The organism is Variovorax sp. GW821-FHT10C12, from assembly GCF_059415405.1.
This window is the reverse complement of sequence record NZ_JBWKNE010000001.1, coordinates 136,489-156,942: the sequence shown is the minus strand read 5'-3', so window position 1 is coordinate 156,942 and position 20,454 is coordinate 136,489. Positions and strand designations below refer to the sequence as shown.

Genomic DNA, 20,454 nt, shown 5'->3' with positions numbered 1-20,454 from the left:
AAGAGCGCCGGGCGGCCTAGCTGCCCAGCGCGTTGATGTCCGCCGGATCGAGCAGCACCTTGCGTGCCCCCCGGCGCGCCACCGCGAGCATCGCGCGGCCCACCTTCTCGGTGGTGGTCACGCGGTCGGGCCACCAGCGGTGGGCCAGCCCGAGCACGGGCTTGAGCACCACGATCGCGGCGTCGTACAGCGGCGTCTTCGAGCGCACGCCGTGCAGCGGCTGGATCATGCCGGGCCGGAACATGTAGGACGCGCGAAACGGCAGGCGCATCAGCGCGTTCTCGGTCGCGCCCTTCACGCGCGCCCACATGCGTTCGCCGCGCTCGCTGCTGTCGGTGCCGGCGCCCGTCACGTAAGTGAAGGTCATGCCCGGGTTGAGCCGCGCCAGCACGGTGGCGGCGGCCATCGTCAGGTCGTAGGTGATGCGCTTGTACTCCGGCTCCTTCATGCCGACCGACGACACGCCCAGGCAGAAGAAGCAGGCATCGAAGCCCGTCAGCTGCGACTCGATGGCGCGGTAGTCGAACATGTCTTTATGGACCAGGTCCTGCAGCTTGGGATGCTGCTGCCCGGTGGCGCTGCGTCCCACGGCGACCACGCGTTCCACGTCGGGCGCCAGCAGGCACTCGCGCAGCACGCCCTGCCCCACCATGCCGGTGGCGCCAAAGATCAGGATGTTCATGGGAGGGAGGCTCCGAAGGGGTCAGTCAGACCGCGAAGACCGCGGGCTTTTTCTCGAGCACGGCCAGCAACAGGTCGACGTCGAGGCTGGAAGGCTGCGGCGGTTGCAGCGCGCCGAGCAGGCGCGACAGCGTTTCGATGTGCGGCAGCAGCGGGCCGAGAAAACGCGTGCCGTCGGCACCCGCCACCAGCAGGGTCGGAAAGGTCTCGACGTCGAAGGCGTCGGCGATCTCGGCGTGGTCCTCGATGTCGACCCAGGCGAAGCGGAACTGCGGATGCGCCTTTGCCAGCTCGACCAGCAGCGGCCGGTAGTCGCGGCAGGTGCCGCACCATTCGGCGCACAGGCAGACGACCCACAACGCGTTGGCATCGGCGGAAGAATCGACGGGGACGACGGGAACAGCGCTCAAGGTGGATACGGCGAAGGTGGGATGGCGAACCCGGGTGGTGCGTCCGCGGGGTCGTGGCTATTATCAACAAAGCCCCTGCGGGGCGCAGGAGACCCACGATGAACACCTCCACCCCTGCCGCACCGGACGCGCCGGCCCCGGTCGATCCGCGCCGCTTCACCAGCTTTGCCGAGTTCTATCCCTTCTATCTGACCGAGCACGCCAACGTCACCTGCCGGCGTCTGCATTTCGCGGGCTCGACGATCTCGCTGCTGTGCCTCGTGGCCCTGGTGGTCACGCTCAATCCGTGGTGGCTGCTGGCCGGGCTGGTGGCGGGCTACGGCTTCGCCTGGGTCGGGCACTTCGGCTTCGAGAAGAACAAGCCGGCCTCGTTCAAGCGCCCGCTGTATTCCTTCATGGGCGACTGGGCGATGTACCGAGACATCTGGGCCGGCCGGGTCAAGATCTGACGGCACGAACGCCAGGGCGCTCCTAGATCAATAGCACGTCGCCCAGCCGCAGCGTGCGCAGCGGGCCCTTCTGCCACAGGTCTTCGAGCGGCTCGGCGCGCGGCATCAGCAGCTCGCGCAGCAGCGGCTCGATGGGCGTCGACGGGTCGGCCAGCAGCACGTAGCGCGGGTCCTGGTTGGCGGGCTCCTCGGCCAGCGGCGCGATCCAGTCCAGCCGCACCAGCGTGTCGAGCACCGGCGCCAATTGCAGCCCGTCGACCCGCATGCGCGTCAACAGTTCGCTCGCGCCCATGCCCTTGGCCGGCGTGGCCTGCGCGCGCGCCAGGTGCTGCAGCACCTCCATCGCAAGCTGCATCGGCCAGCCCGCCGCGCCGCCCCGGCGCGCCACGCCCGTCAGCAGGCTCGGCAGGTAGGCCGCGATGACGGCGCCCAGCAGCACGATCACCCACGCCACGTAGATCCACACCAGCAGGATCGGGAAGGTGGCGAAGGCGCCGTACAGCACCGAGTAGGTCGGCACCAGGCTCAGGTAGTAGCCCAGCACGCGCTTGGCGATCTCGATGGCCGCCGCCACGAAGAGGCCGCCGGCCCAGGCGTGCGACCAGCGCACCGTGGTGTTCGGCACGTAGTGGTACAGCCCGGCCATGCCGGCCGCGAGCAGCAGGAACTCCAGGGTGTCGAAGGCCAGCTTGACGATGCCTCCGCCCACCACGTCGCGCGAGGCGGCGAACACATACGAGGTGGTCGACAGGCTCACCGCGAGGATCAGCGGCCCGAGCGTGATGGTGGCCCAGTAGATCAGCACCCGCTGCGCCAATGGTCGCGGCGTGCGCACGCGCCAGATGTTGTTGAGCGTCTTGTCGATGGTGAGGATCAACGCGATGGCGGTGATCAGCAGCACCACCAGGCCCGCGATGCCGAGGCCGCTGGCCTTGCTCGCGAACTGGTTCAGGTAGCCCAGCACCTGGCGCGCGATGTTGTCGGGAATCAGGCTCTCGATCAGCCAGCGCTGCAGGCGGCCCTGCATGGTGGCGAACATCGGGAACACGGTGAAGAGCGCGAGCGCCACCGTGAAGAACGGGACCATGGCGATGGTGGTGGTGAAGGTCAGGCTGCTGGCCGTGAGACCGAGACGGTCTTCGCGGAAACGCTCCCCCAATACCGCTGCGGTGTTGCGCCAAGGAAAGCGCGAAAGATCCCTCCAAAGCTGCCGACGATTCATGGCCGGTATCATAGGAGTTGAACTCTCCCCCAGTCTCCGCGCACTTCGTGTCGCTGCGCCAACCCCCTCACCGGGGGCGATACCAGCGGCCCGGCAAAGCCGGTTCCGCGGTATCCCGCTCATGAATGCCAACCAGCCGCTTCCTCCCTCTTCCGTCCGCGCCACCCGATGGGCCGCCGTGGGCAGCCTCGTCGGCCTGATCGTGCTGGGCCTGGCCTGGGAGTTGTGGCTGGCGCCGCTGCGCCCGGGCGGCTCGCTGCTCGCGCTGAAGGTGCTGCCGCTCGTCATCCCGCTCGCGGGGCTCTACAAGAACCGCATGTACACCTACCGCTGGGTCAGCCTGATGATCTGGCTCTACTTCACCGAAGGCGTGGTGCGCGCCTGGAGCGACACCAACGGCGTGGGACAAATCCTTGCGCTCGTCGAGGTGCTGCTGTGCCTCGTGCTCTTCGCGGCCTGCGCGTGGCATGTGCGCCTTCGCCTGCGCCACGCCAAGGCCGCTGCTGCTGCCCGTCCCCTGGAGGCTTCCGCCCAATGACCACCTCTTCTTCCCTCCTCGACCAACTGCGCGCCATCGTCGGCGCCACGCACGTGCTGACCGAGGGCGACCTCGCGGCCTACGAGCAGGACTGGCGCAAGCGCGCGCGCGGCAAGTCGCTCGCCGTGGTGCGCCCGGCCAACGCGCAGCAGGTGGCCGACGTGGTCAAGGCCTGCGCCGCAGCCGGCACGGCCGTCATTCCGCAGGGCGGCAACACCGGCCTGGCGGTCGGCTCCATTCCCGACGACAGCGGCACGCAGGTGGTACTGAGCCTGCAGCGCCTGAACGCCATCCGCAACATCGACGCCGCCAACCTCACGATGACCGTCGAGGCCGGCTGCATCCTGCAGACGCTGCAAGAGACCGCCGAGAAGGCCGGCTACCTGTTCCCCCTGAGCCTCGCGGCCGAGGGCAGCTGCACCATCGGCGGCAACCTGGCGACCAACGCGGGCGGCACGCAGGTGGTGCGCTACGGCAACACGCGCGACCTGTGCCTGGGCCTGGAAGTGGTCACCCCGCAGGGCGAGATCTGGGAAGGCACGAGCGGCCTGCGCAAGGACAACACGGGCTACGACCTGCGCGACCTGATCGTCGGCAGCGAAGGCACGCTGGGCGTCATCACCGCCGCGACCATGAAGCTCTACCCGCTGCCCGCCGCGCAGCTCACGGCCTGGGCGGCAGTGCCCTCGCTCGACCACGCGGTCACGCTGCTGGGCCTGGCGCACAAGCACCTGGGCTCGGGCCTCACCGGCTTCGAGGTGATGGGCAAGTTCGCGCTGAGCCTGGTCGACAAGCACATGCCGCAGCTGCGCGTGCCCTTCATCGCCGACGAGGCCGTGCCCTACTGCGTGCTGCTCGAGAACTCCGACAGCGAGTCCGAAGACCATGCCCGTGCGCGCTTCGAGGCGCTGCTCGAAACCGCCTTCGAAGACGGCTGCGTGAGCGACGCGGTGGTGGCCGAGAACCTCACGCAGGCGCACCAGCTCTGGCACATCCGCGAGAACATTCCGCTCGCGCAGGCCGAAGAGGGGCTGAACATCAAGCACGACATCTCGATCCCCGTGTCGCGCATTCCCGCCTTCGTGGAAGCGACAGACGCGCTGCTGAAACGCGAGATCGCCGGCGTGCGGCTCGTGAACTTCGGCCACCTGGGCGACGGCAACCTGCACTACAACGTGCAGGCGCCCGAGAACATCGACACCAAGGCCTTCCTGAAGAACGAGGAAGAGCGCATCAACACGCTGGTCTACGACGCGGTCGAGCAGTTCGGCGGCTCGTTCTCGGCCGAGCATGGCGTGGGCTCGCTCAAGGTCGACAAGCTCGAGAAGCACAAGTCGCCGGTGGCGCTGGAGATGATGCGGGCGATCAAGCGCGGGCTCGATCCGAAGAACATCCTGAACCCGGGGCGCGTGATTCGCGTCTAGGTATTTGTGTATTTCTCCCTCCCCTCCCGGGGGAGGGCCGGGGTGGGGGCACGCGGCCTTCGATTGGGCGCCGCGATGAATGCGGGTGCAGCCCCCATCCCAACCTTCCCCCAGCGGGGGAAGGAGCAACACCCAACACTCAGCCCGGAAAGTCTTCGCCGCGCAGCTCGATCGGCTGGCCGTGCGGCGTGCGTTCCGCCGCGTGGTCCCAGGCGTGGCGGTAGCGGGCCAGCTCGTCGCCGGAGCTTGCGCCCTTGCGGGCCACGAGGTTTTCGAGCGCGGCGAGCCAGTGGCGGTAGTAGGTGTCGCCCGTGTCCGGGTCGCCCGCGGCCTGCGCGGCGCTGATCTGCGTGGCCAGCGCCTCGGCCCATTCGACCCAGCTGAACAGCCCGCGCTCGTGCAGCGCCAGCGTCATCGCGAAGGCCTGCGCCTCCCACGGTTCCCTGAACACCGGCCCGTCGGCGTCGCGCGGCATGCCCGGGGCGAGTGCGAGCGGCGGCATGTCGTTCGCCTTCATGCCGCGGGCTCCAGGTAGCTTTCCCACGCATCGACCGACACGGCCAGGTTCTGGCGCGGCGCGGCGTCGCCCCACAGCTCGGCTTCATCGAAGACCACGGTGTAGAGCCATTGCGGCTGCTCGCCCAGGCCCTGCGCATTCGCATCGGCGAACACGTGCGCGCCGTGGATGTGCTCGATCGTGCCGCGCTTGCCCTGCACATAGGCCGGCAGGCGCGTGTGGTGGTCGACGCGCCCGAGGTGCATGCGCACGGCCTGGCCGACCGCAAAGCGCGCGGGCGCCGATGCGGGGCGCTCGGTGCCGGAGCCCTTGGCGAGCACGGCGGGCACGTTCGCGGCCTGCAGCACGCGGGCGACCGGCGCGGCCGGATGGTGCATCTGCCCGGACGCGATTTCGTCCGCGAAGACCTGGCCGCGTTGCAGCATCAGCTGCTCCAGCGCGCCGAGCCAAATCTGGTAGTAGCTCAGGTCGCGGTAATCGGGCAGCGTCTCGCGCGCGGCGCGGCTGGTGTCGATGTTCCATGAGCCGGTGGCGCCCATGGCCAGCGTGAGCGCCAGCGCGCGCGGCTCCCAGGCGCCATGGAACAGCTCGCCCTCGGGTTCGGGCGTGACGGGGCCGAAGCCGGGTTGTCCGCCGAGGTCGGCGTGGGTCGTGTAGGTCATGCAGCACTCCTTGCCGACGGCGCCTCGACCACGCGCGTGCCGATCATCGAATCGCGCGAGACCAGCGCGGCGAGTTCGTCTTCGCTCCAGCCCTCGGTGCCCGCCGGTCGCTGCGGGATCACGAGGTAGCGCACTTCGGCGGTCGAGTCCCAGACGCGGATGCGCGTGGTCTCGGGCAAGGTGGTGCCGAAGTCGGCCAGCACGCCGCGCGGGTCTTTCACGGCGCGCGAGCGGTAGGGCGCGCTCTTGTACCAGGTGGGCGGCAGGCCGAGCACGGGCCAGGGGTAGCAGCTGCACAAGGTGCAGACGACCATGTGGTGCTGCTCGTCGGTGTTGGCCACCGCGACCATGTGCTCGCCCTGTCGGCCTGTGTAGCCCAGCGAGGCGATGGCCGCCGTGGCATCGGCCATCAGCCATTCATGGAACTTGCGGTCGACCCAGGCCCGCGCCACCACCCGTGCGCCGTTGCGCGGGCCGATGCGGGTCTGGTAGGTGTCGATCAGCGCATCGAGCGCGGCGGGGTCGATGTAGCCCTTTTGCGTGAGCACGCTTTCGAGGGCGCGCACGCGCAGGTCCATCTCGCCGAGTTCGCTGTGGTCGTGGGAGTGGTCGTGGGAGTGGTCGTGGCCGGTCATCGGCCGATGCTAGCGCCGCCCCGTAAAATTCCCAACATGACCCTCCCTGCCCGCCCCGTCCGCTCCCAGTACGAAGATTTCATGCGCCACGTCGACACGCACGGCGTGTTCAAGAGCGACCGCACGGGCACGGGCACCAAGAGCGTGTTCGGCCACCAGATGCGCTTCGACCTGAACGAAGGCTTTCCGCTGGTGACCACGAAGAAGGTGCACCTGAAGTCCATCATCCAGGAACTGCTGTGGTTCCTGACTGGTTCGAGCAACAACAACTGGCTCAAGGAGCGCGGCGTCACCATCTGGGACGAATGGGCGCGCGAAGACGGCGACTTGGGCCCCGTGTACGGCGTGCAATGGCGCAGCTGGCCCACGCCCGACGGCGGCCACATCGACCAGATTTCCGACGTCATCAAGACGCTCAAGTCCAACCCCGACTCGCGCCGCATCATCGTGAGTGCCTGGAACGTGGCCGAGCTGTCGAAGATGGCGCTCATGCCCTGCCATGCGTTCTTCCAGTTCTACGTGGCGCCGCCGCAGGCCGAGGGCGAGCGCGGCAAGCTCAGCTGCCAGCTCTACCAGCGCAGCGCCGACATCTTCCTGGGCGTGCCCTTCAACATCGCCAGCTACGCACTGCTCACGCACATGGTCGCGCAGCAGTGCGACCTCGACGTGGGCGACTTCATCTGGACCGGCGGCGACTGCCACATCTACAGCAACCACGCCGAACAGGTGAAGCTGCAGCTCAGCCGCACGCCCTTCCCCTACCCCACGCTGAACATCAAGCGCAAGCCCGACTCGATCTTCGACTACCAGTACGAAGACTTCGAGGTGCTCGACTACAGGCACGGCGATCCGATCAAGGCGCCGGTGGCGGTGTGAACGCGATGAGCGCCACCACGCCCCGCATCAACCTGATCTTCGCGCGCGCCGCCAACGGCGTGATCGGCGTGAACAACACCATCCCCTGGCACCTGCCCGAGGACATGGCGCACTTCAAGCAGCAGACCGCGGGCGCGCCCGTGGTGATGGGCCGCAAGACCTGGGACTCGCTGCCGCCGCGCTTTCGTCCGCTGCCGGGCCGCCGGAACATCGTGGTCACGCGGCAGGCCGACTGGCAAGCCGAAGGCGCGCAAGCGGTCGGCAGCCTGCCCGATGCGCTGTCGCTGTGCACACCGGCGGACTCGCCCGAAGTCTGGGTGATCGGCGGCGCACAGATCTACGCCGAAGCCGAACCACTGGCCCAGCGCGCGGTGGTCACCGAGATCGCACGCGACTACGAAGGCGACGCGCACGCCCCCGTGCTCGACGCCGCCGTGTGGCGCGAGACGCAGCGCGAGTCGCACGTCTCGGCCAAGGACGGCCTGCCCTTCAGCTTCGTGACCTACGAACGCATCGCGGCATGACGGCGCCGCACCGCACGCCCGGTCTCCCGCCGCGGCTGTCGCGGCGCACCATGCTGGCCGGCGCCGCCCTCTTCGCCGGCCTCGCGCCGCTGCAGGCCCTGCAGGCTGCCGGGCCGCTGGAATCGGACGAAGAGGCGCTCTTCATGCCCGGCACCGCGCGCCCCACGGCCGACGGCCGGCTCGAGGTCGACGTGCATGCCTGGGTGTTCGAGCGCGAGCACCGCTGGGGCCTGGACGCCGCGCTCGCGCGCTACCTCGGCATGAACCTGAAGAAGCTCACGCCGGCCGCGCGGCTGCGCTTCAGCCAGCGCACCGCGCTGTTCCATGCCGAGTCGGAAGAAGACAAGGTGATCGACGTCGTCTTCGACGGTTCGGCCACGCGCCTCACGATGCCGCCCACGGGCGCCGACGGCCGCAGCAACCTGCGCGCGGTCGTCGAGGCATCGCACATCCCGGCGTCGCAGGAGTGGCTGCCGTTTCATGGCGTGACCGGTCCGGGCGAGCTGCTGCCGCGCTTTCGCGGCCGTGCGCAGATCGTGCCGGCGCAGGGCGTGTCGGTCATCTCGGACATCGACGACACCATCAAGCGCACGCAGGTGCGCGACCGGCGCGAGATGCTGCTGAACACCTTCGCGCGCCGCTTCGAGGCCGCGCCGGGCATGGCGGCGCACTACCGCGCGCTGGCGCAGGCGCCCGGCACGCGCTTTCACTACCTCTCGGGCAGCCCGATCCAGCTGTACCCGGCGCTCACCGACTTCATTCGCGACGCCGACTTTCCCGCCGGCAGCATGCACCTGCGCGAGAGCACGACGTGGCGCACGCTGATCCCCAGCGCCGAAGACTCGCGCGCGCACAAGCTCGGCGTGATCGAGCGGCTGCTGGCCGAATTTCCGCAGCGCCGCTTCCTGCTCGTGGGCGATTCGGGCGAGGCCGATCCCGAGATCTACGCGCAGGTGTTCCGTGCGCATCCGCAGCGCATCGACGGCATCGTGATCCGCGACGTGACCGACGAGAACCGGCTGTCCGATCGCTACCGCGCCACCTTCGAAGGCATCGCGCCCGTGGTCTGGCACCTGCTGCGGCCCGACACCACCGCCTGGCCCATTCAACCGGCCAATCGATAGCGGCAGTTCACGCCGCGCGCGCCCCCAGCCAACGCCGGTAGCGCTTCGTCAGCCGCTTCGTGCGCAGTTGGTCGAGCACCAAGGTCAGGAACGGCGAATGCGCGGGCGCAGCGTTGCGGCCCGGGCGCAGCGTGCGCAGCCGGCGCTTCACCAGCGCCATGCGCGCCAGCGCGGCCATGACCTGGTCCTTCCAGTCGACCTGCGGGCTCTGCGCCGCCGCGTCTTCGCCCGCGCGCCAGCGTGCGGGCAGGTCGGGCGCCACGGCGAGCGCGGTGGCCATGCCCACCACGGCGACGCCTTCTCCCAGCACCCGTTCGGCAACGGCGCGGCGCACGATGCCGCCCGTGGTCATGACCGGCATGCGCGCCTCGGCGGCCAGCTCCCGGGCGAACTCCAGGAAGTAGGCCTCGCGCGCCAGCGTGCGGCCGTCGGCGGTGCGTCCCTGCATCGCCGGACTTTCGTAGCTGCCGCCCGACAGTTCGACCAGGTCCACGGCCTCGTCGTTGAGCCAGCGGATGACCTGCTTCGCATCGTTCTCCGAGAAGCCGCCGCGCTGGAAGTCGGCGGAGTTGAGCTTGACGGCCACGGCGAAGCCGCGCGCCACGCGGGCCCGCACGGCACGCACCACGTCGAGCAGGAAGCGCGCGCGGTTCTCCAGGCTGCCGCCCCAGGCATCGGTGCGCTGGTTGGTCAGCGGCGACAAAAACTGCGAGAGCAGGTAGCCGTGCGCCGCATGGACCTGCACGCCGGTGAAGCCCGCGCGCTCGGCGGCCTGCGCCGTGGCGGCGAAGCGGTCGACGGTCTCGGCGATCTCCGCCTCGCTCATGGCCCGTGGCTGCACGAAAAGCTTGCTGTGCTTGCCCAGATCGAGCGCCACCGACGACGGCGCCCAGGCCGTGCCGCCCATGTTGATCTGCACCTGCCGGCCCGGATGGTTGATCTGCATCCACACCTGCGCGCCGCCGCTGCGCGCGGCCGCGGCCCATTCGCTGAAGCGCTCGAGCGGCGTATCGGCTTCGAGCACGACGCCGCCCGGACCGGTGAGCGCGCGGCCGTCGATCATCACGTTGCCCGTGAGGATCAGGCCTGCCCCGCCCTGTGCCCAGACGCGGTACAGGTCGTGCAGCGCCGCGCCGGGCAACTGTCCGGCATCGGCCATGTTTTCCTCCATGGCGGCCTTGGCCAGGCGGTTGGGCAGGACGCTCCCGTTGGGCAGGGTCAGCGGCAGAAAGAGCGGCGAGGAGTTCACGATGAGGACCGGGTGGTGAAGTGAAAAACCCGATGCTAAGATTCAAGCCAACTTGAAGGTCAAGCGATATGAAGATCGGTGAACTGGCAGACAAGACCGGCATGGCGCCCTCGGCCATCCGTTTCTACGAGCAAAGCGGCCTGCTGCCCGCGCCCGAGCGCGGCGCCAATGGGTACCGCGTCTACACCGAGGCCGCGCTCAAGCGGCTGCAGCTGATCCAGATCGCGCAGAACCTCGGCTTCTCTCTGGACAGCCTGCGCAGCGCCTTCGCGGGCTGCGAGGTCTTTTCGGGGGACGACCTGCTCGAGCGGCTCGACGGCCGCGTGCGCGAAATCGACCAGCTCATGGCCGGCCTGCGCGCGCAACGGCGCGACCTGACCGACCTGCGCACCACCTTGCGCCAGACCTGGGCCGCCGGCGAATGCATGGACCCCGCCACGCTGGCCGAAAGCATGGCTACGACCAGAAACAAAGTGGCACGTCCTTCGCGCCCGCAGAAAGAACTGGAAACTTCGGTACACGCCTCGAAAGGCATGCGCGGCGCAGGGTTTAGACAGCGCTAATTGTTTGTGCGCACAATGTCCGAACCGCCCTCCCCTCAACACAAGGAGACGACCCATGTCCATGGAATTTCTTCGGACCCTCGCCGAGCAGAAATTGCCATACGTCCTCCACACGCCCGCAGACATCGACAGGCTGCGCGTGCTGCGTGCCGCTGATCTCGTGACTGCCTTCATTCCGCCGTCGGAGCACGCGCCCGACGAGCGCGCGATCCGTCAGCTGGCCCAGGTGGAATCGATCACCGCGAAGGGCCGCCTGGCCCTGAACAAGGCGACCTCTTCGTTCATCGAACTCTGAGGTGCGCCCGCACGCTCAGGCAACGCTCAGACCACGCCCTGCGCCAGCATCGCATCGGCCACGCGCACGAAGCCGGCGATGTTCGCGCCATCCACGTAGCTCACGCTGCCGTCGGCGCGCGAGCCGTAGTGCAGGCACGACTCGTGGATGCCCTGCATGATCTGCAGCAGGCGCGCATCGACCTCGTCGCGCGTCCATGACAGGCGCGCCGCGTTCTGGCTCATCTCCAGGCCCGACGTGGCCACACCGCCCGCGTTGCTGGCCTTGCCCGGTGCGTACAGCACGCCGTGGCCTTCGAGCACCTTCACGGCCTCCATGGTCGAGGGCATGTTGGCGCCTTCGGCCACGCACACCACGCCGTTCTTCACCAGCGTGCGCGCGTCTTCCTCGTTGAGTTCGTTCTGCGTGGCGCTGGGCAGTGCCACGTCGACCGGCACGTGCCACGGCGTGGCACCGGCCACGAAACGGGTGCCGGTGCGCTCGGCGTAGTCGCTCACGCGGCCGTAGAGGTGGTTCTTCACGTCCATCAGCACGGCGAGTTTTTCAGGCGTGAAGCCTTCCTCGTCGACCACGGTGCCGCTCGAATCGGACACCGTGACCACCTTGGCGCCCAGCGCCATGGCCTTCTCGATGGTGTACTGCGCCACGTTGCCCGCGCCCGAGACGCTCACGCGCAGGCCGTCGAAGCTGCGGCCCTTGCGCTTGAGCATTTCCTGCGCGAAGTAGACGTTGCCGTAGCCGGTGGCTTCGGGGCGGATGAGCGAGCCGCCGAAACTCAGGCCTTTGCCGGTGAACACGCAGTCGGCGCGGTTGGTGAGCTTCTTGACCATGCCGGCCATGAAGCCGACCTCGCGCCCGCCCACGCCCACGTCGCCGGCCGGCACGTCGGTGTCGGAGCCCACGTGGCGGAACAGCTCGGTCACCAGGGCCTGGCAGAAGCGCATCACCTCGCCCTGGCTCTTGCCCTTGGGGTCGAAGTCGGCGCCGCCCTTGCCGCCGCCCATGGGCAGCGTGGTCAGCGCGTTCTTGAAGGTCTGCTCGAAGGCCAGGAACTTGAGGATCGACAGGTTCACCGAGGGATGGAAACGCATGCCGCCCTTGTAGGGGCCGATGGCCAGGCTGTGCTGGATGCGGAAACCGCGGTTGACCTGCACCTCGCCGTGATCGTCCACCCAGGACACGCGGAACATGATCACGCGCTCAGGCTCGACCAGCCGCTCCAGCAGGCTGTGGCTCGTGTACTTGGGGTGCTTCTCGATGTAGGGCCACAGGCTCTCCATCACTTCGGTCACGGCCTGCAGGTACTCGGGCTGTCCGGGGTTGCGTTGTGCGACGTGTGCGAGGAACCCCCCGGCGGATGCGTGCTTCATTCCAATCCTCTGTTTTCCAAAACGGTGCATAACCTTATGCGAATCCTGCATTTTGCCGGATCGGAGAACCAGATTGAGGCGAAAAGCCCTCAGAAGGTGCGTCGTTTGGGGTGTCTGGTGTGGCAACGCCCCAACTTGAAACATTGCCGGGGCGCATCAACGCCTGGAGGAATCGCCAGAATCCCGCGCCGCACGCCCATCTAAGATGGCCCGTCTCGGAATTCACAGATGCAGATCACGTACCGCTTTCAGTTCTCGGAGGACCATGTGCTCACGGGTTTCATGCGCAACCTGCAGCAGGTCTGGTGGATTCGGTTCAAGTGGCCGTTGGCGCTCCTGTTCGCCCTGGCCCTGGCCGTGTGCGCCGGCGAAGGGTTTCCCGTCCTGGCGGTCGTTTTCGCGGTCGGCATCGCGCTGCTGCTGAGCGCACCGGCCATCGCCCGGCTGGCCCTCCACCGCTTCAGGAAGAGCCCGTTCTACAACGACGAGATCGACTTCTCGCTGTCGGAGAGCGGCTCCCATGCGCGGGGCCGCCACAGCGAGGCGCGCCACGGCTGGGAGGCCTACACCAAGGCCCGCCGCTTCAGGGACGGCCTGCTGCTGTGCCACGGCCCGGACGCCTTCCACTGGCTGCCCGATGCGGCGGCGGCCGATCTGGCGGCCGTTGCAGCGGCGCAGCAGCTCGCACGCGCGCGCATCCGGGACTACCGCGAGCTCTGACCGGGCCCGGTGCCGGGGTCGGTGCTCAGTCGACCTTCACCTGGAACAGCACGAAGCCCGTGCCGCCCGGCTCGACCGTGCCGGTGAAGCGCCAGTCGATCGCGCCCGTGCCGCCCGCGGGCTGAACCGTGGTGCAGGCCACCGCGCCCGCAGGCGGTGCATTCGCCGGCGTGTTCTTCACGCAGCCCGTGAGCGACGCCGGCGTGGTGCCCGTGGTCGCGCTCACGAAGGTGGTGTAGCCCGGCGTCATGTCGTTCACGACCATGCTGCGGATTGGTGCGTCGCCGTTGTTCGTGTAGGTGATGCGGTACTCGAGCGTCTCGCCCGACTTGGCCTGGTTGTTCACGCCGAAGGTGCCGCTTTGCGTGATGTTGCGCACTTCCTTCTTCAGCTCCAGCGCCACGCCCGACACCGTCGTGAGGTCGTCCAGCGTGAAGCTGCCGCTGAGCGAGGGGCTGGCGTTGGTGTAGGTGAAGTCGGCGCGGATCGTCGCCCTGTTGTTCGAGCCCAGCGGCGCCGTGGCGGGAATGAACTCCTGCACGATCACGCAGACCTTGCCCGCGAAAGCCACGGGCGTGGCCGCCGCGCTCGGCGGGTACAGCTGCGCCGCGCCGGCCTGCAGGCTGCCGGTGCAACCCACATCCGCGAAGACCTTCGTCGTCCAGCCGGTGATGGCCGGCGTGGCCGCCTCGCTTGCCACGCTGAAGCGCACCTGCCCTGCCGTGCCGGCCGTGAAGGTATGGGCGTAGGTCACGGTGCTGCCAGGCAGGCCGGTCTTGGCGCCGTCGGTCGCGAAGGCGCTGTTGTCGACGTCGCCGAAGTTCAGGTTGGCGTGGCCCGTGCCGTTCCAGCTGAAGGCGATGCGGTCGGGCGTGCCGGTGCGCGTGTAGGTGTAGGTGCCACCGGCCGCGGCCACGGCCGAGCCCGAGGGCAGCGCGACGTTGCCCACCGAGGCGCCCGTGGACACGCGCGTGCCCGGGTTGGTTTCTTCCACGCACATCGCGGAGCCCGTGGGCGTGCCGGCGGGCACGCTCAGGCTGTAGGCACCCGACGCGTCCGTGAGCGCGCTCGCGTACACGGCGGCGCCGCAGTTGGTCAGACGCACGCTCACGCCCGACAGCGGGCCTTCGCCGCCATTGACGATGCCATCGTTGGCCGTGCCGCTGCCCACGCCGTTGTCCAGGAACACACGGCCGCTCACGATGGCCGCGAGCGTGTTGGTGAAGGTACAGACCACCGCCGTGCCGTTCGTCAGCCCGGCCGCAGGCAGCGTGACGGTGCCCGCCACCAGGTCGACCGCCGCCGTCGCCCCGCCCGCCAGGCCCGTGCAGGTCGCGCCCGAGAACGCGAAGCCGCCGGGCATCGAGGCCGCGACTTCGGTCAGCACCGTCTGCGTGTTGGCCGTGGTGAGCGTCTTGATGGTGCCCACCACCGTCGAGCCCGACACCGAGACGTTGATGCTGTCCGAGCCGAAGCCGTTGGTGCCGCTGAACGCGAAGGTGCCCGTGCCGCCCAGCGCCTGCTTGCGGATCTGCACCGTCGGCAGGCGGTTGTTGCTGTAGGTACAGACGATGGCCTTGCCGGCATCGCCCGCGCCGATCACCAGCGTGTTGCTGGCCTGGCCGTTGGTGCCGCTCAGGGCATTGGCCGTGGCGCCGCCGTCGGCGGTACACGACAGCACGGTCGTGTAATTGGCCAGCATGCCGGTGGGCATCGTTTCCGCCGGGAAGGTGATGGTGTTGCCCACGGCCGCCACCACCGCCGTGCCGCTGTTGCCGGCCGTGGGTGCGGTCGCGGTGAACGCGGCCGTGTTGTTGGTCCCGCCCGTGGTCGCGCCGATGCTGGCGACGTTGCCCGTCTCGCTGTTCGCGCCCCAGGCCTTGCGCACCTGCAGGGTGACGGCCTTCTTCGCGTTGGTATACGTACAGACGATGGCCTTGCCGGCGTCGGCCGCGGTAATCGCCAGCGTGTTGCTCGCCTGGCCGTTGGTGCCGCTCAGCGGGTTGGTGGTGGCGCCGCCGTCGGCGGTACAGGCGAGCACGGTGCTGTAGTTTGCGAGCGAGCCCGTGGTCATCGTCTCGGCCGGCAGCGTGAGCGTGCCGCCGACGACCATCGACACCGCCGTGCCGCTGTTGCCGGCTGTGGGCGCGGTCGCGGTGAACGCCGCCGTGTTGCTGCTGCCGCCCGAGGTGGCGCCGATGCTGGCCACGTCGCCGTTCGTGCTGTCCGCGCTCCAGGCCTTGCGCAGTTGCACGGTGACGGTCTTGGGCGTGTTGGTGTAGGTACAGACGATGGCCTTGCCCGCGTCGCCCGCGCCGACCAGCAGCGTGTTGCTGTTCTGTCCGTTGGTGCCACTGAGCGCATTGGCCGTGGCACCGCCACCGGCCGTACACGCCAGCACCGTGTTGTAGTTCGCCAGCGTGCCCGGCGACATCGTCTCGGCCGGCAGCGTGATCGTGTTGCCGGCCTGCACGGTCACGGCCGTGCCGCTGTTGGCGCCCGTGGGCGCCGTCGCGGTGAAGGCCGTGGTGTTGCTCGATCCGCCCGTGCTCGCGCCGATGCTCGCCACGTTGCCGGCGATGCTGTTCGCACCCCAGGCCTTGGCGATCTGCAGCGTGGCCGTCTTCGGCGTGTTGGTGTAGGTACAGACGATGGCCTTGCCCGCGTCGCCCGCACCGACCAGCAGCGTGTTGCTGTTCTGTCCGTTGGTGCCGCTCAGCGCGTTGGCCGTGGCGCCGGCATCGGCGGTACACGACAGCACGGTGGTGTAGTTCGCCAGCGAGCCCGTGGTCATCGTCTCGGCCGGGAAGGTGAGCGTGTCGCCCGCGGCCACCGACACTGCGGTGCCGCTGGTGCCCGCCGTCGGCGCCGTCGCCGTGAACGCGGCGGTGTTGCTCGCGCCGCCCGTGGTCGCGCCGATGCTCGCCACGTTGCCCGTGGTGCTGCCGGCGCTCCAGGCCTTGGACAGTTGCAGCGTCGCGGTCCTGCGCGTGTTGGTGTAGGCGCAGTTCACCGCGCTGTCCGAGGGCATGGTGAAGGTGCGGCTCAGGCCGCTGCCGCTCACCGTCACCGTGCTGCCGTCCGACACCTTGGTACAGGCCAGCGTCGTGGTGTAGTTGGCGGCGTTGCCGGTGGTGAAGGCTTCGGCCAGCGTCACCGTGGCGCCGCTGGCCGCGGTGGCCGTGGCGTTGGTGGTGGTGGCCGGCGCGGTCGACGTGCCGGCGGTCGCGCCCGTCACTTCGGCGGCGCTGCCGCTGACCGTCAGGTTGACCTTGTCGCCGGCGATGGCGCCGCTCCAGCTCTTGGACAAGGTCACCGCCGCCGTCTTGCGCGTGTTGGCGTAGGTACAGACGATGGCAGTATCGCCCGCACCGATCGTCAGCGTGTTGCCCGACAGGCCGCTGGTGCCGGTGCAGCTCAGCGCGCTGGTGTAGTTGGCGGCGCTGCCGGTGGTGAAGCTCTCGGCCAGCGTGATGACGCTGCCCACGGGCACGGCCTGCGCAGCGCCGGTGTCGGTTTCGGCGGCCGTGTTGGCCACCGAGGCCAGCGTGGTGAGGCCCGTGCCGGTGACGCTCACCGCGTCGTTGACGATCGCGCCCGACCAGGTCTTGGCCAGCGTGACGGTCGCCGTCTTCGCGGTGTTGGTGATCTCGCAGACGATCGGCAGGCCCGCATCGGCGTTGCCCAGGGTCAGCAGGTTGCCGCTGAGCGAGCCGCCGCCGGTGCAGCTCCAGGCGCTGGCGGTGTACGAGCCGGCGTTGGTACCGAAGGGCGTCTCGCCCAGGGTCACGGTGTCGCCCACCGCCACGCGCGCCGCGCCGCCGGTGTCGGTCTCATTGGGCGTGTTGGCCGTGGCCTGCAGGTTGAAGGCGTAGCCGATGTTGTGGTTCGGGTGCACCGTGCCCGAGGCGGTCAGCGTGAAGGCGTCGTTGACCAGCGCGTTGACCCACTTCTTGCGCAGCTGCACCGTCGGCGCCTTGGCGTTGGTGACGGTACAGACGATGTTCGAGCCCGCCACCGTCGCCGCTGCATTCAGCGTGAACTGGTTCGTGTTCTGCGCGGTGCCGCGCGTCACCGTGCCGCCGCTGCCCATGCCCGTGCAGCTGACGTCGGTGATCACGTAGTCGGGCACGCCCGCGGCCGGCGTGTAGGTTTCGGTGAAGGTGGTCGCCGTGCCCGTCGCGGTCAGCGTCTGCAGCGGCCCGTTGACGGCCGTGCCGGCCACGGTGGTGGTGATGGTGTGCGCCGCCACGCCGTTGGTGCCCGTGAAGTCGAAGCCGGCCACGCCGCCGAGCGAACGCTTGGCGAGGGTCAGGGTCGCGGGCTTGCCGGTGTTGGTGTAGGTACAGACGATGGCCTTGCCCGCGTCGCCCGCGCCGATCAGCAGCGTGTTGCTGTTCTGGCCGTTGGTGCTGCTGGGCGCATTGGCCGTGGGCCCGCCATTGGCGGTACACGACAGCGCCGTGTTGTAGCTCGCGAGCGAACCCGTGGGCATCGTCTCGGCGGGCAGCGTGATGGTGTTGCCCGCCACCACGTTCACGGCGGTGCCGCTGTTGGCGCCCGTGGGCGCGGTCGCCGTGAACGCCGTCGTGTTGCTCGCGCCGCCCGTGCTCGCGCCGATGCTCGCCACGTTGCCGCTGATGGCGCCGGCGCCCCAGGACTTCGCCAGTTGCAGCGTGGCTGTCTTCGGCGTGTTGGTGTAGGTACACAGGATCGCCTTGCCCGCATCGGCCGGGCCGACCAGCAAGGTGTTGGTGGCCTGCCCGTTGGTGCCGCTGAGCGCATTGGCCGTGGCGCCGCCGCCGGCCGTACAGGCCAGCACGGTGTTGTAGTTCGCCAGCGTCCCCGTCGGCATCGTTTCCGCGGGGAAGGTGAGGGTGTTGCCGGCAACCACGGTCACGGCCGCGCCGCTGTTCGCGCCCGTGGGTGCCGTCGCCGTGAAGGCGGCGGTGTTGTTCGCGCCGCCCGTGCTCGCGCCCAGGCTCGCCACGTTGCCGGCGATGCTGTTCGCGCCCCAGGCCTTGCTGATCTGCAGCGTCGCCGTCTTCGGCGTGTTGGTGTAGGTACAGACGATGGCCTTGCCCGCGTCGCCCGCACCGACCAGCAGCGTGTTGCTGTTCTGCCCGTTGGTGCCACTGAGCGCATTGGCCGTGGCACCGCCGCCGGCCGTACACGCCAGCACGGTGTTGTAGTTCGCCAGCGTGCCCGGCGACATCGTCTCGGCCGGCAGCGTGATCGTGTTGCCCGTGGCCACGGTCACGGCGGTGCCGCTGTTCGCGCCCGTGGGCGCCGTGGCCGTGAAGGCCGTGGTGTTGTTGGTGCCGCCGGTGGAGGCCGGAATGCTCGCCACGTTGCCCGTGAAGCTGTTGGCGCCCCACGACTTGACCAGTTGCAGCGTGGAGGTCTTCGGCGTGTTGGTGTAGGTACAGACGATGGCCTTGCCCGCGTCGCCCGGTCCGATCACCAGCGTGTTGGTCGCCTGGCCGTTGGTGCCGCTCAGGCTGTTGGCCGTCGCGCCGCCACCGGCGGTACACGACAGCACGGTCGTGTAGTTCGGCAGCACGCCGCCGTTCATGGTTTCCGCGGGGAAGGTGATCGTGTTGCCCGCCGCGACGGTCACGGTCGCGCTGGTGTTGGCCGTCGGCGCCGTCGACGAGAACGCCGCGGTGTTGGCCGCGCCGCCCGTGGTGGCGCCGATGTTCGCCACGTTGCCCGTCACGCTGATGGGGTTCCACGACTTGGCCAGCTGCAGGGTCGCGGTCTTGCGCGTGTTGGTGTAGGTACAGACGATGTCCTTGCCGATGTCGCCGAGGGCGATCGTCAGCGTGTTGCTCACCTGTCCGTTGGTGCCGCTGAGCGTGCTGGCCATGGCGCCGCCATTCGCGGTACACGACAGCACCGTGTTGTAGTTCGCCAGCGTGCCGGTGGTCAGTGTTTCGGCGGGCAGCGTGATGACGTCGCCGATGTTCACGCCCACGACGGAACTGGACGCGGCAGTGGACGCCGTCGAGGTGAAGGCCGAGGTGTTGCTGGCGCCGAAGAAGTTGGTACCGCCCGTGGAGGCGGCAATGCTCGCCACGTCGCCGGTGTTGCTGCCGGCCGACCAGGCCTTCGCGAGCTGCAGCCTGACCACGTTGAACTGGATGACGACGAGGCCGTTGCCGCCGGTGGAGCCGGTCAGCGAAGCGCGCGCTCCGCCCACGCCGACGCCGCCCTGGTAGAGCGTGTTGCCCTGGTTGGCCGGATTGGAAGCCGCCGAGTAGCTGCCGTCGGCTCCCGCGGTGATCACGCCGCCGGTCACGCCCGTGCCGATGAAGCCCGAGCCGCCGCCGCCCGGTCCGTTGTAGGAACAGCCGGCCGTGACGGGGTTGGGCGTGTTGCTGCACTGGGCCATACCGCCGCCGCCGCCGAACCAGCCGCCGCCACCGCCGCCGCCGCCTTCGTACTGGGCAAAGGTCCCCCCAGAAGCCGAACACCCGGTACCGCCCTGCAAGGCACTGCCGGCGGAACCGCCCGGACACGCTGTTCCCGCGGTGCTCGGGGTTCCGAGCGCACCACCGGCGGCCTGGGTACCGCCTCGTCCGCCCGTGCCGGTGGACGAGCCGCCGTTGGTGCCACCGCCGCCGCCCGGCACCGGGCTGCCGACGTCGGTCCAGAAGGCGCTGCCGCCGCCGCCGCCCGCGATCAGCCGCGCGGCGGCCGCAGAAAACTCCGTGCCGCCGTTCCACAACGCGCTCATGCCGCCGCCGGACGAGCCGCCAACGCCCACGTTCGCGCCCGAGCCGCCGCCACCTCCGCGGCCATAGGTCGCGCTGGTGCCCCCGTTCTGCCCGCCCTGCCCCACCGTCACCGCCATGGCGGTGCCGGGCGTGACCGACACGGTGCCATCGGCGAAGCCGCCGGCGCCCCCGTTGGCCGAATTGCCGCCGGCCGCCGTGGAGCCGCCGCCGCCGGCGCCCCACATCGTGACGCGCACCGACGACACGCCCGCAGGCACCGTGAAGGTCTGCGCCGCCCCCGAATGGGTGAAGGTCACGCAGCTGTTGTAGCCCGACTGCGGCGTGCACGTGCCGACTGCCGCCTGCGCACCCGGCATGGCAAACAGCCACAAGGCCGTCGCGGCAAGCACGCCCTTCAACACCCCGCCGAGCCGCGCCATCCCGCCCGCTTCGTTTCTCGTTCTGCTTTGCATCAT

General features: G+C 69.4%; 18 protein-coding genes. 9 read left to right on the top strand and 9 right to left on the bottom strand.

All coding sequences use genetic code 11. From position 1 onward, the window contains the following. Positions 1 to 16: 16 nt before the first annotated feature. Positions 17 to 682 carry an NAD-dependent epimerase/dehydratase family protein gene (locus AC07OH_RS00695; protein ID WP_095950601.1) on the bottom strand — a complete coding sequence of 222 codons (666 nt, stop codon included), beginning with the start codon at positions 680 to 682 and terminating at the stop codon, positions 17 to 19. A 25-nt stretch (positions 683 to 707) separates the two neighbouring features. Continuing rightward, entirely contained in the window at positions 708 to 1,091 is a 384-nt protein-coding gene (locus AC07OH_RS00690) for a thioredoxin family protein (protein WP_495270270.1), read from the bottom strand. Positions 1,092 to 1,189: 98 nt separating this feature from the next. On the opposite strand from AC07OH_RS00690, the gene AC07OH_RS00685 reads away from it, so the two are divergent. Continuing rightward, positions 1,190 to 1,540 (top strand): Mpo1-like protein, encoded by a 351-nt coding sequence (locus AC07OH_RS00685; protein WP_492738326.1) that lies wholly within the window; start codon positions 1,190 to 1,192, stop codon positions 1,538 to 1,540. A 22-nt stretch (positions 1,541 to 1,562) separates the two neighbouring features. On the opposite strand, the gene AC07OH_RS00680 is transcribed toward AC07OH_RS00685, so the two are convergent. After that, positions 1,563 to 2,774, bottom strand: a complete 1,212-nt coding sequence (locus AC07OH_RS00680; RefSeq protein ID WP_139705771.1) for a YihY family inner membrane protein — start codon at positions 2,772 to 2,774, stop codon at positions 1,563 to 1,565. A 109-nt stretch (positions 2,775 to 2,883) separates the two neighbouring features. Between AC07OH_RS00680 and AC07OH_RS00675 the strand changes: the two genes are divergently transcribed. Together AC07OH_RS00675 and AC07OH_RS00670 are read left to right on the top strand one after the other, a co-directional pair. Next, a complete protein-coding gene (locus tag AC07OH_RS00675) occupies positions 2,884 to 3,300 on the top strand; it encodes a DUF2069 domain-containing protein (RefSeq protein WP_492685076.1) in 417 nt (138 codons plus the stop codon). Then, positions 3,297 to 4,724 carry an FAD-binding oxidoreductase gene (locus AC07OH_RS00670; RefSeq protein WP_495299233.1) on the top strand — a complete coding sequence of 476 codons (1,428 nt, stop codon included), beginning with the start codon at positions 3,297 to 3,299 and terminating at the stop codon, positions 4,722 to 4,724. The genes AC07OH_RS00675 and AC07OH_RS00670 overlap by 4 nt, the downstream gene beginning before the upstream one ends. A 139-nt stretch (positions 4,725 to 4,863) precedes the next feature. On the opposite strand, the gene AC07OH_RS00665 is transcribed toward AC07OH_RS00670, so the two are convergent. The 3 genes from AC07OH_RS00665 to nthA are packed head-to-tail and all read right to left on the bottom strand — an operon-like array spanning position 4,864 to position 6,538. Further along, positions 4,864 to 5,241 (bottom strand): nitrile hydratase accessory protein, encoded by a 378-nt coding sequence (locus AC07OH_RS00665; RefSeq protein ID WP_070059726.1) that lies wholly within the window; start codon positions 5,239 to 5,241, stop codon positions 4,864 to 4,866. Further along, positions 5,238 to 5,903, bottom strand: a complete 666-nt coding sequence (nthB, locus tag AC07OH_RS00660; protein WP_495299232.1) for a nitrile hydratase subunit beta — start codon at positions 5,901 to 5,903, stop codon at positions 5,238 to 5,240. The genes AC07OH_RS00665 and nthB overlap by 4 nt, the downstream gene beginning before the upstream one ends. Then, positions 5,900 to 6,538 (bottom strand): nitrile hydratase subunit alpha, encoded by a 639-nt coding sequence (gene nthA, locus AC07OH_RS00655; RefSeq protein WP_495299231.1) that lies wholly within the window; start codon positions 6,536 to 6,538, stop codon positions 5,900 to 5,902. Before nthA ends, nthB begins: the two co-directional genes overlap by 4 nt. A gap of 36 nt (positions 6,539 to 6,574) precedes the next feature. On the opposite strand from nthA, the gene AC07OH_RS00650 reads away from it, so the two are divergent. Genes AC07OH_RS00650 through AC07OH_RS00640 form a run of 3 tightly spaced genes read left to right on the top strand, consistent with a single transcriptional unit; the run spans position 6,575 to position 9,062 of the window. After that, the gene (locus AC07OH_RS00650; RefSeq protein WP_159277652.1) at positions 6,575 to 7,414 is read left to right on the top strand and encodes a thymidylate synthase; all 840 of its coding nucleotides are present in this window, start codon (positions 6,575 to 6,577) and stop codon (positions 7,412 to 7,414) included. A gap of 5 nt (positions 7,415 to 7,419) precedes the next feature. Then, positions 7,420 to 7,938, top strand: coding sequence for a dihydrofolate reductase (locus AC07OH_RS00645; RefSeq protein ID WP_495299230.1), 519 nt, complete (start codon positions 7,420 to 7,422; stop codon positions 7,936 to 7,938). Next, positions 7,935 to 9,062, top strand: coding sequence for a phosphatidate phosphatase App1 family protein (locus AC07OH_RS00640; RefSeq protein ID WP_495299229.1), 1,128 nt, complete (start codon positions 7,935 to 7,937; stop codon positions 9,060 to 9,062). The genes AC07OH_RS00645 and AC07OH_RS00640 overlap by 4 nt, the downstream gene beginning before the upstream one ends. Before the next feature lie 7 nt (positions 9,063 to 9,069). Here the strand turns inward: AC07OH_RS00640 and AC07OH_RS00635 are convergent, their stop codons facing one another. Beyond that, on the bottom strand, positions 9,070 to 10,311 hold the full coding sequence (locus tag AC07OH_RS00635) for an NADH:flavin oxidoreductase/NADH oxidase family protein (RefSeq protein ID WP_495299228.1): 1,242 nt from the start codon (positions 10,309 to 10,311) through the stop codon (positions 9,070 to 9,072). A gap of 68 nt (positions 10,312 to 10,379) precedes the next feature. Between AC07OH_RS00635 and AC07OH_RS00630 the strand changes: the two genes are divergently transcribed. Next, on the top strand, positions 10,380 to 10,874 hold the full coding sequence (locus AC07OH_RS00630; protein WP_095744521.1) for a MerR family transcriptional regulator: 495 nt from the start codon (positions 10,380 to 10,382) through the stop codon (positions 10,872 to 10,874). A gap of 55 nt (positions 10,875 to 10,929) precedes the next feature. Continuing rightward, the gene (locus AC07OH_RS00625; protein WP_062476589.1) at positions 10,930 to 11,169 is read left to right on the top strand and encodes a hypothetical protein; all 240 of its coding nucleotides are present in this window, start codon (positions 10,930 to 10,932) and stop codon (positions 11,167 to 11,169) included. Between the two features lie 26 nt (positions 11,170 to 11,195). On the opposite strand, the gene gdhA is transcribed toward AC07OH_RS00625, so the two are convergent. Beyond that, the gene (gene gdhA, locus AC07OH_RS00620) at positions 11,196 to 12,539 is read right to left on the bottom strand and encodes an NADP-specific glutamate dehydrogenase (protein WP_492681272.1); all 1,344 of its coding nucleotides are present in this window, start codon (positions 12,537 to 12,539) and stop codon (positions 11,196 to 11,198) included. Between the two features lie 228 nt (positions 12,540 to 12,767). Between gdhA and AC07OH_RS00615 the strand changes: the two genes are divergently transcribed. Next, positions 12,768 to 13,259 carry a hypothetical protein gene (locus tag AC07OH_RS00615; RefSeq protein ID WP_495299227.1) on the top strand — a complete coding sequence of 164 codons (492 nt, stop codon included), beginning with the start codon at positions 12,768 to 12,770 and terminating at the stop codon, positions 13,257 to 13,259. Between the two features lie 25 nt (positions 13,260 to 13,284). Here the strand turns inward: AC07OH_RS00615 and AC07OH_RS00610 are convergent, their stop codons facing one another. Further along, complete coding sequence (locus AC07OH_RS00610; RefSeq protein WP_495299226.1) at positions 13,285 to 20,454, bottom strand: prealbumin-like fold domain-containing protein; 7,170 nt, start codon at positions 20,452 to 20,454, stop codon at positions 13,285 to 13,287.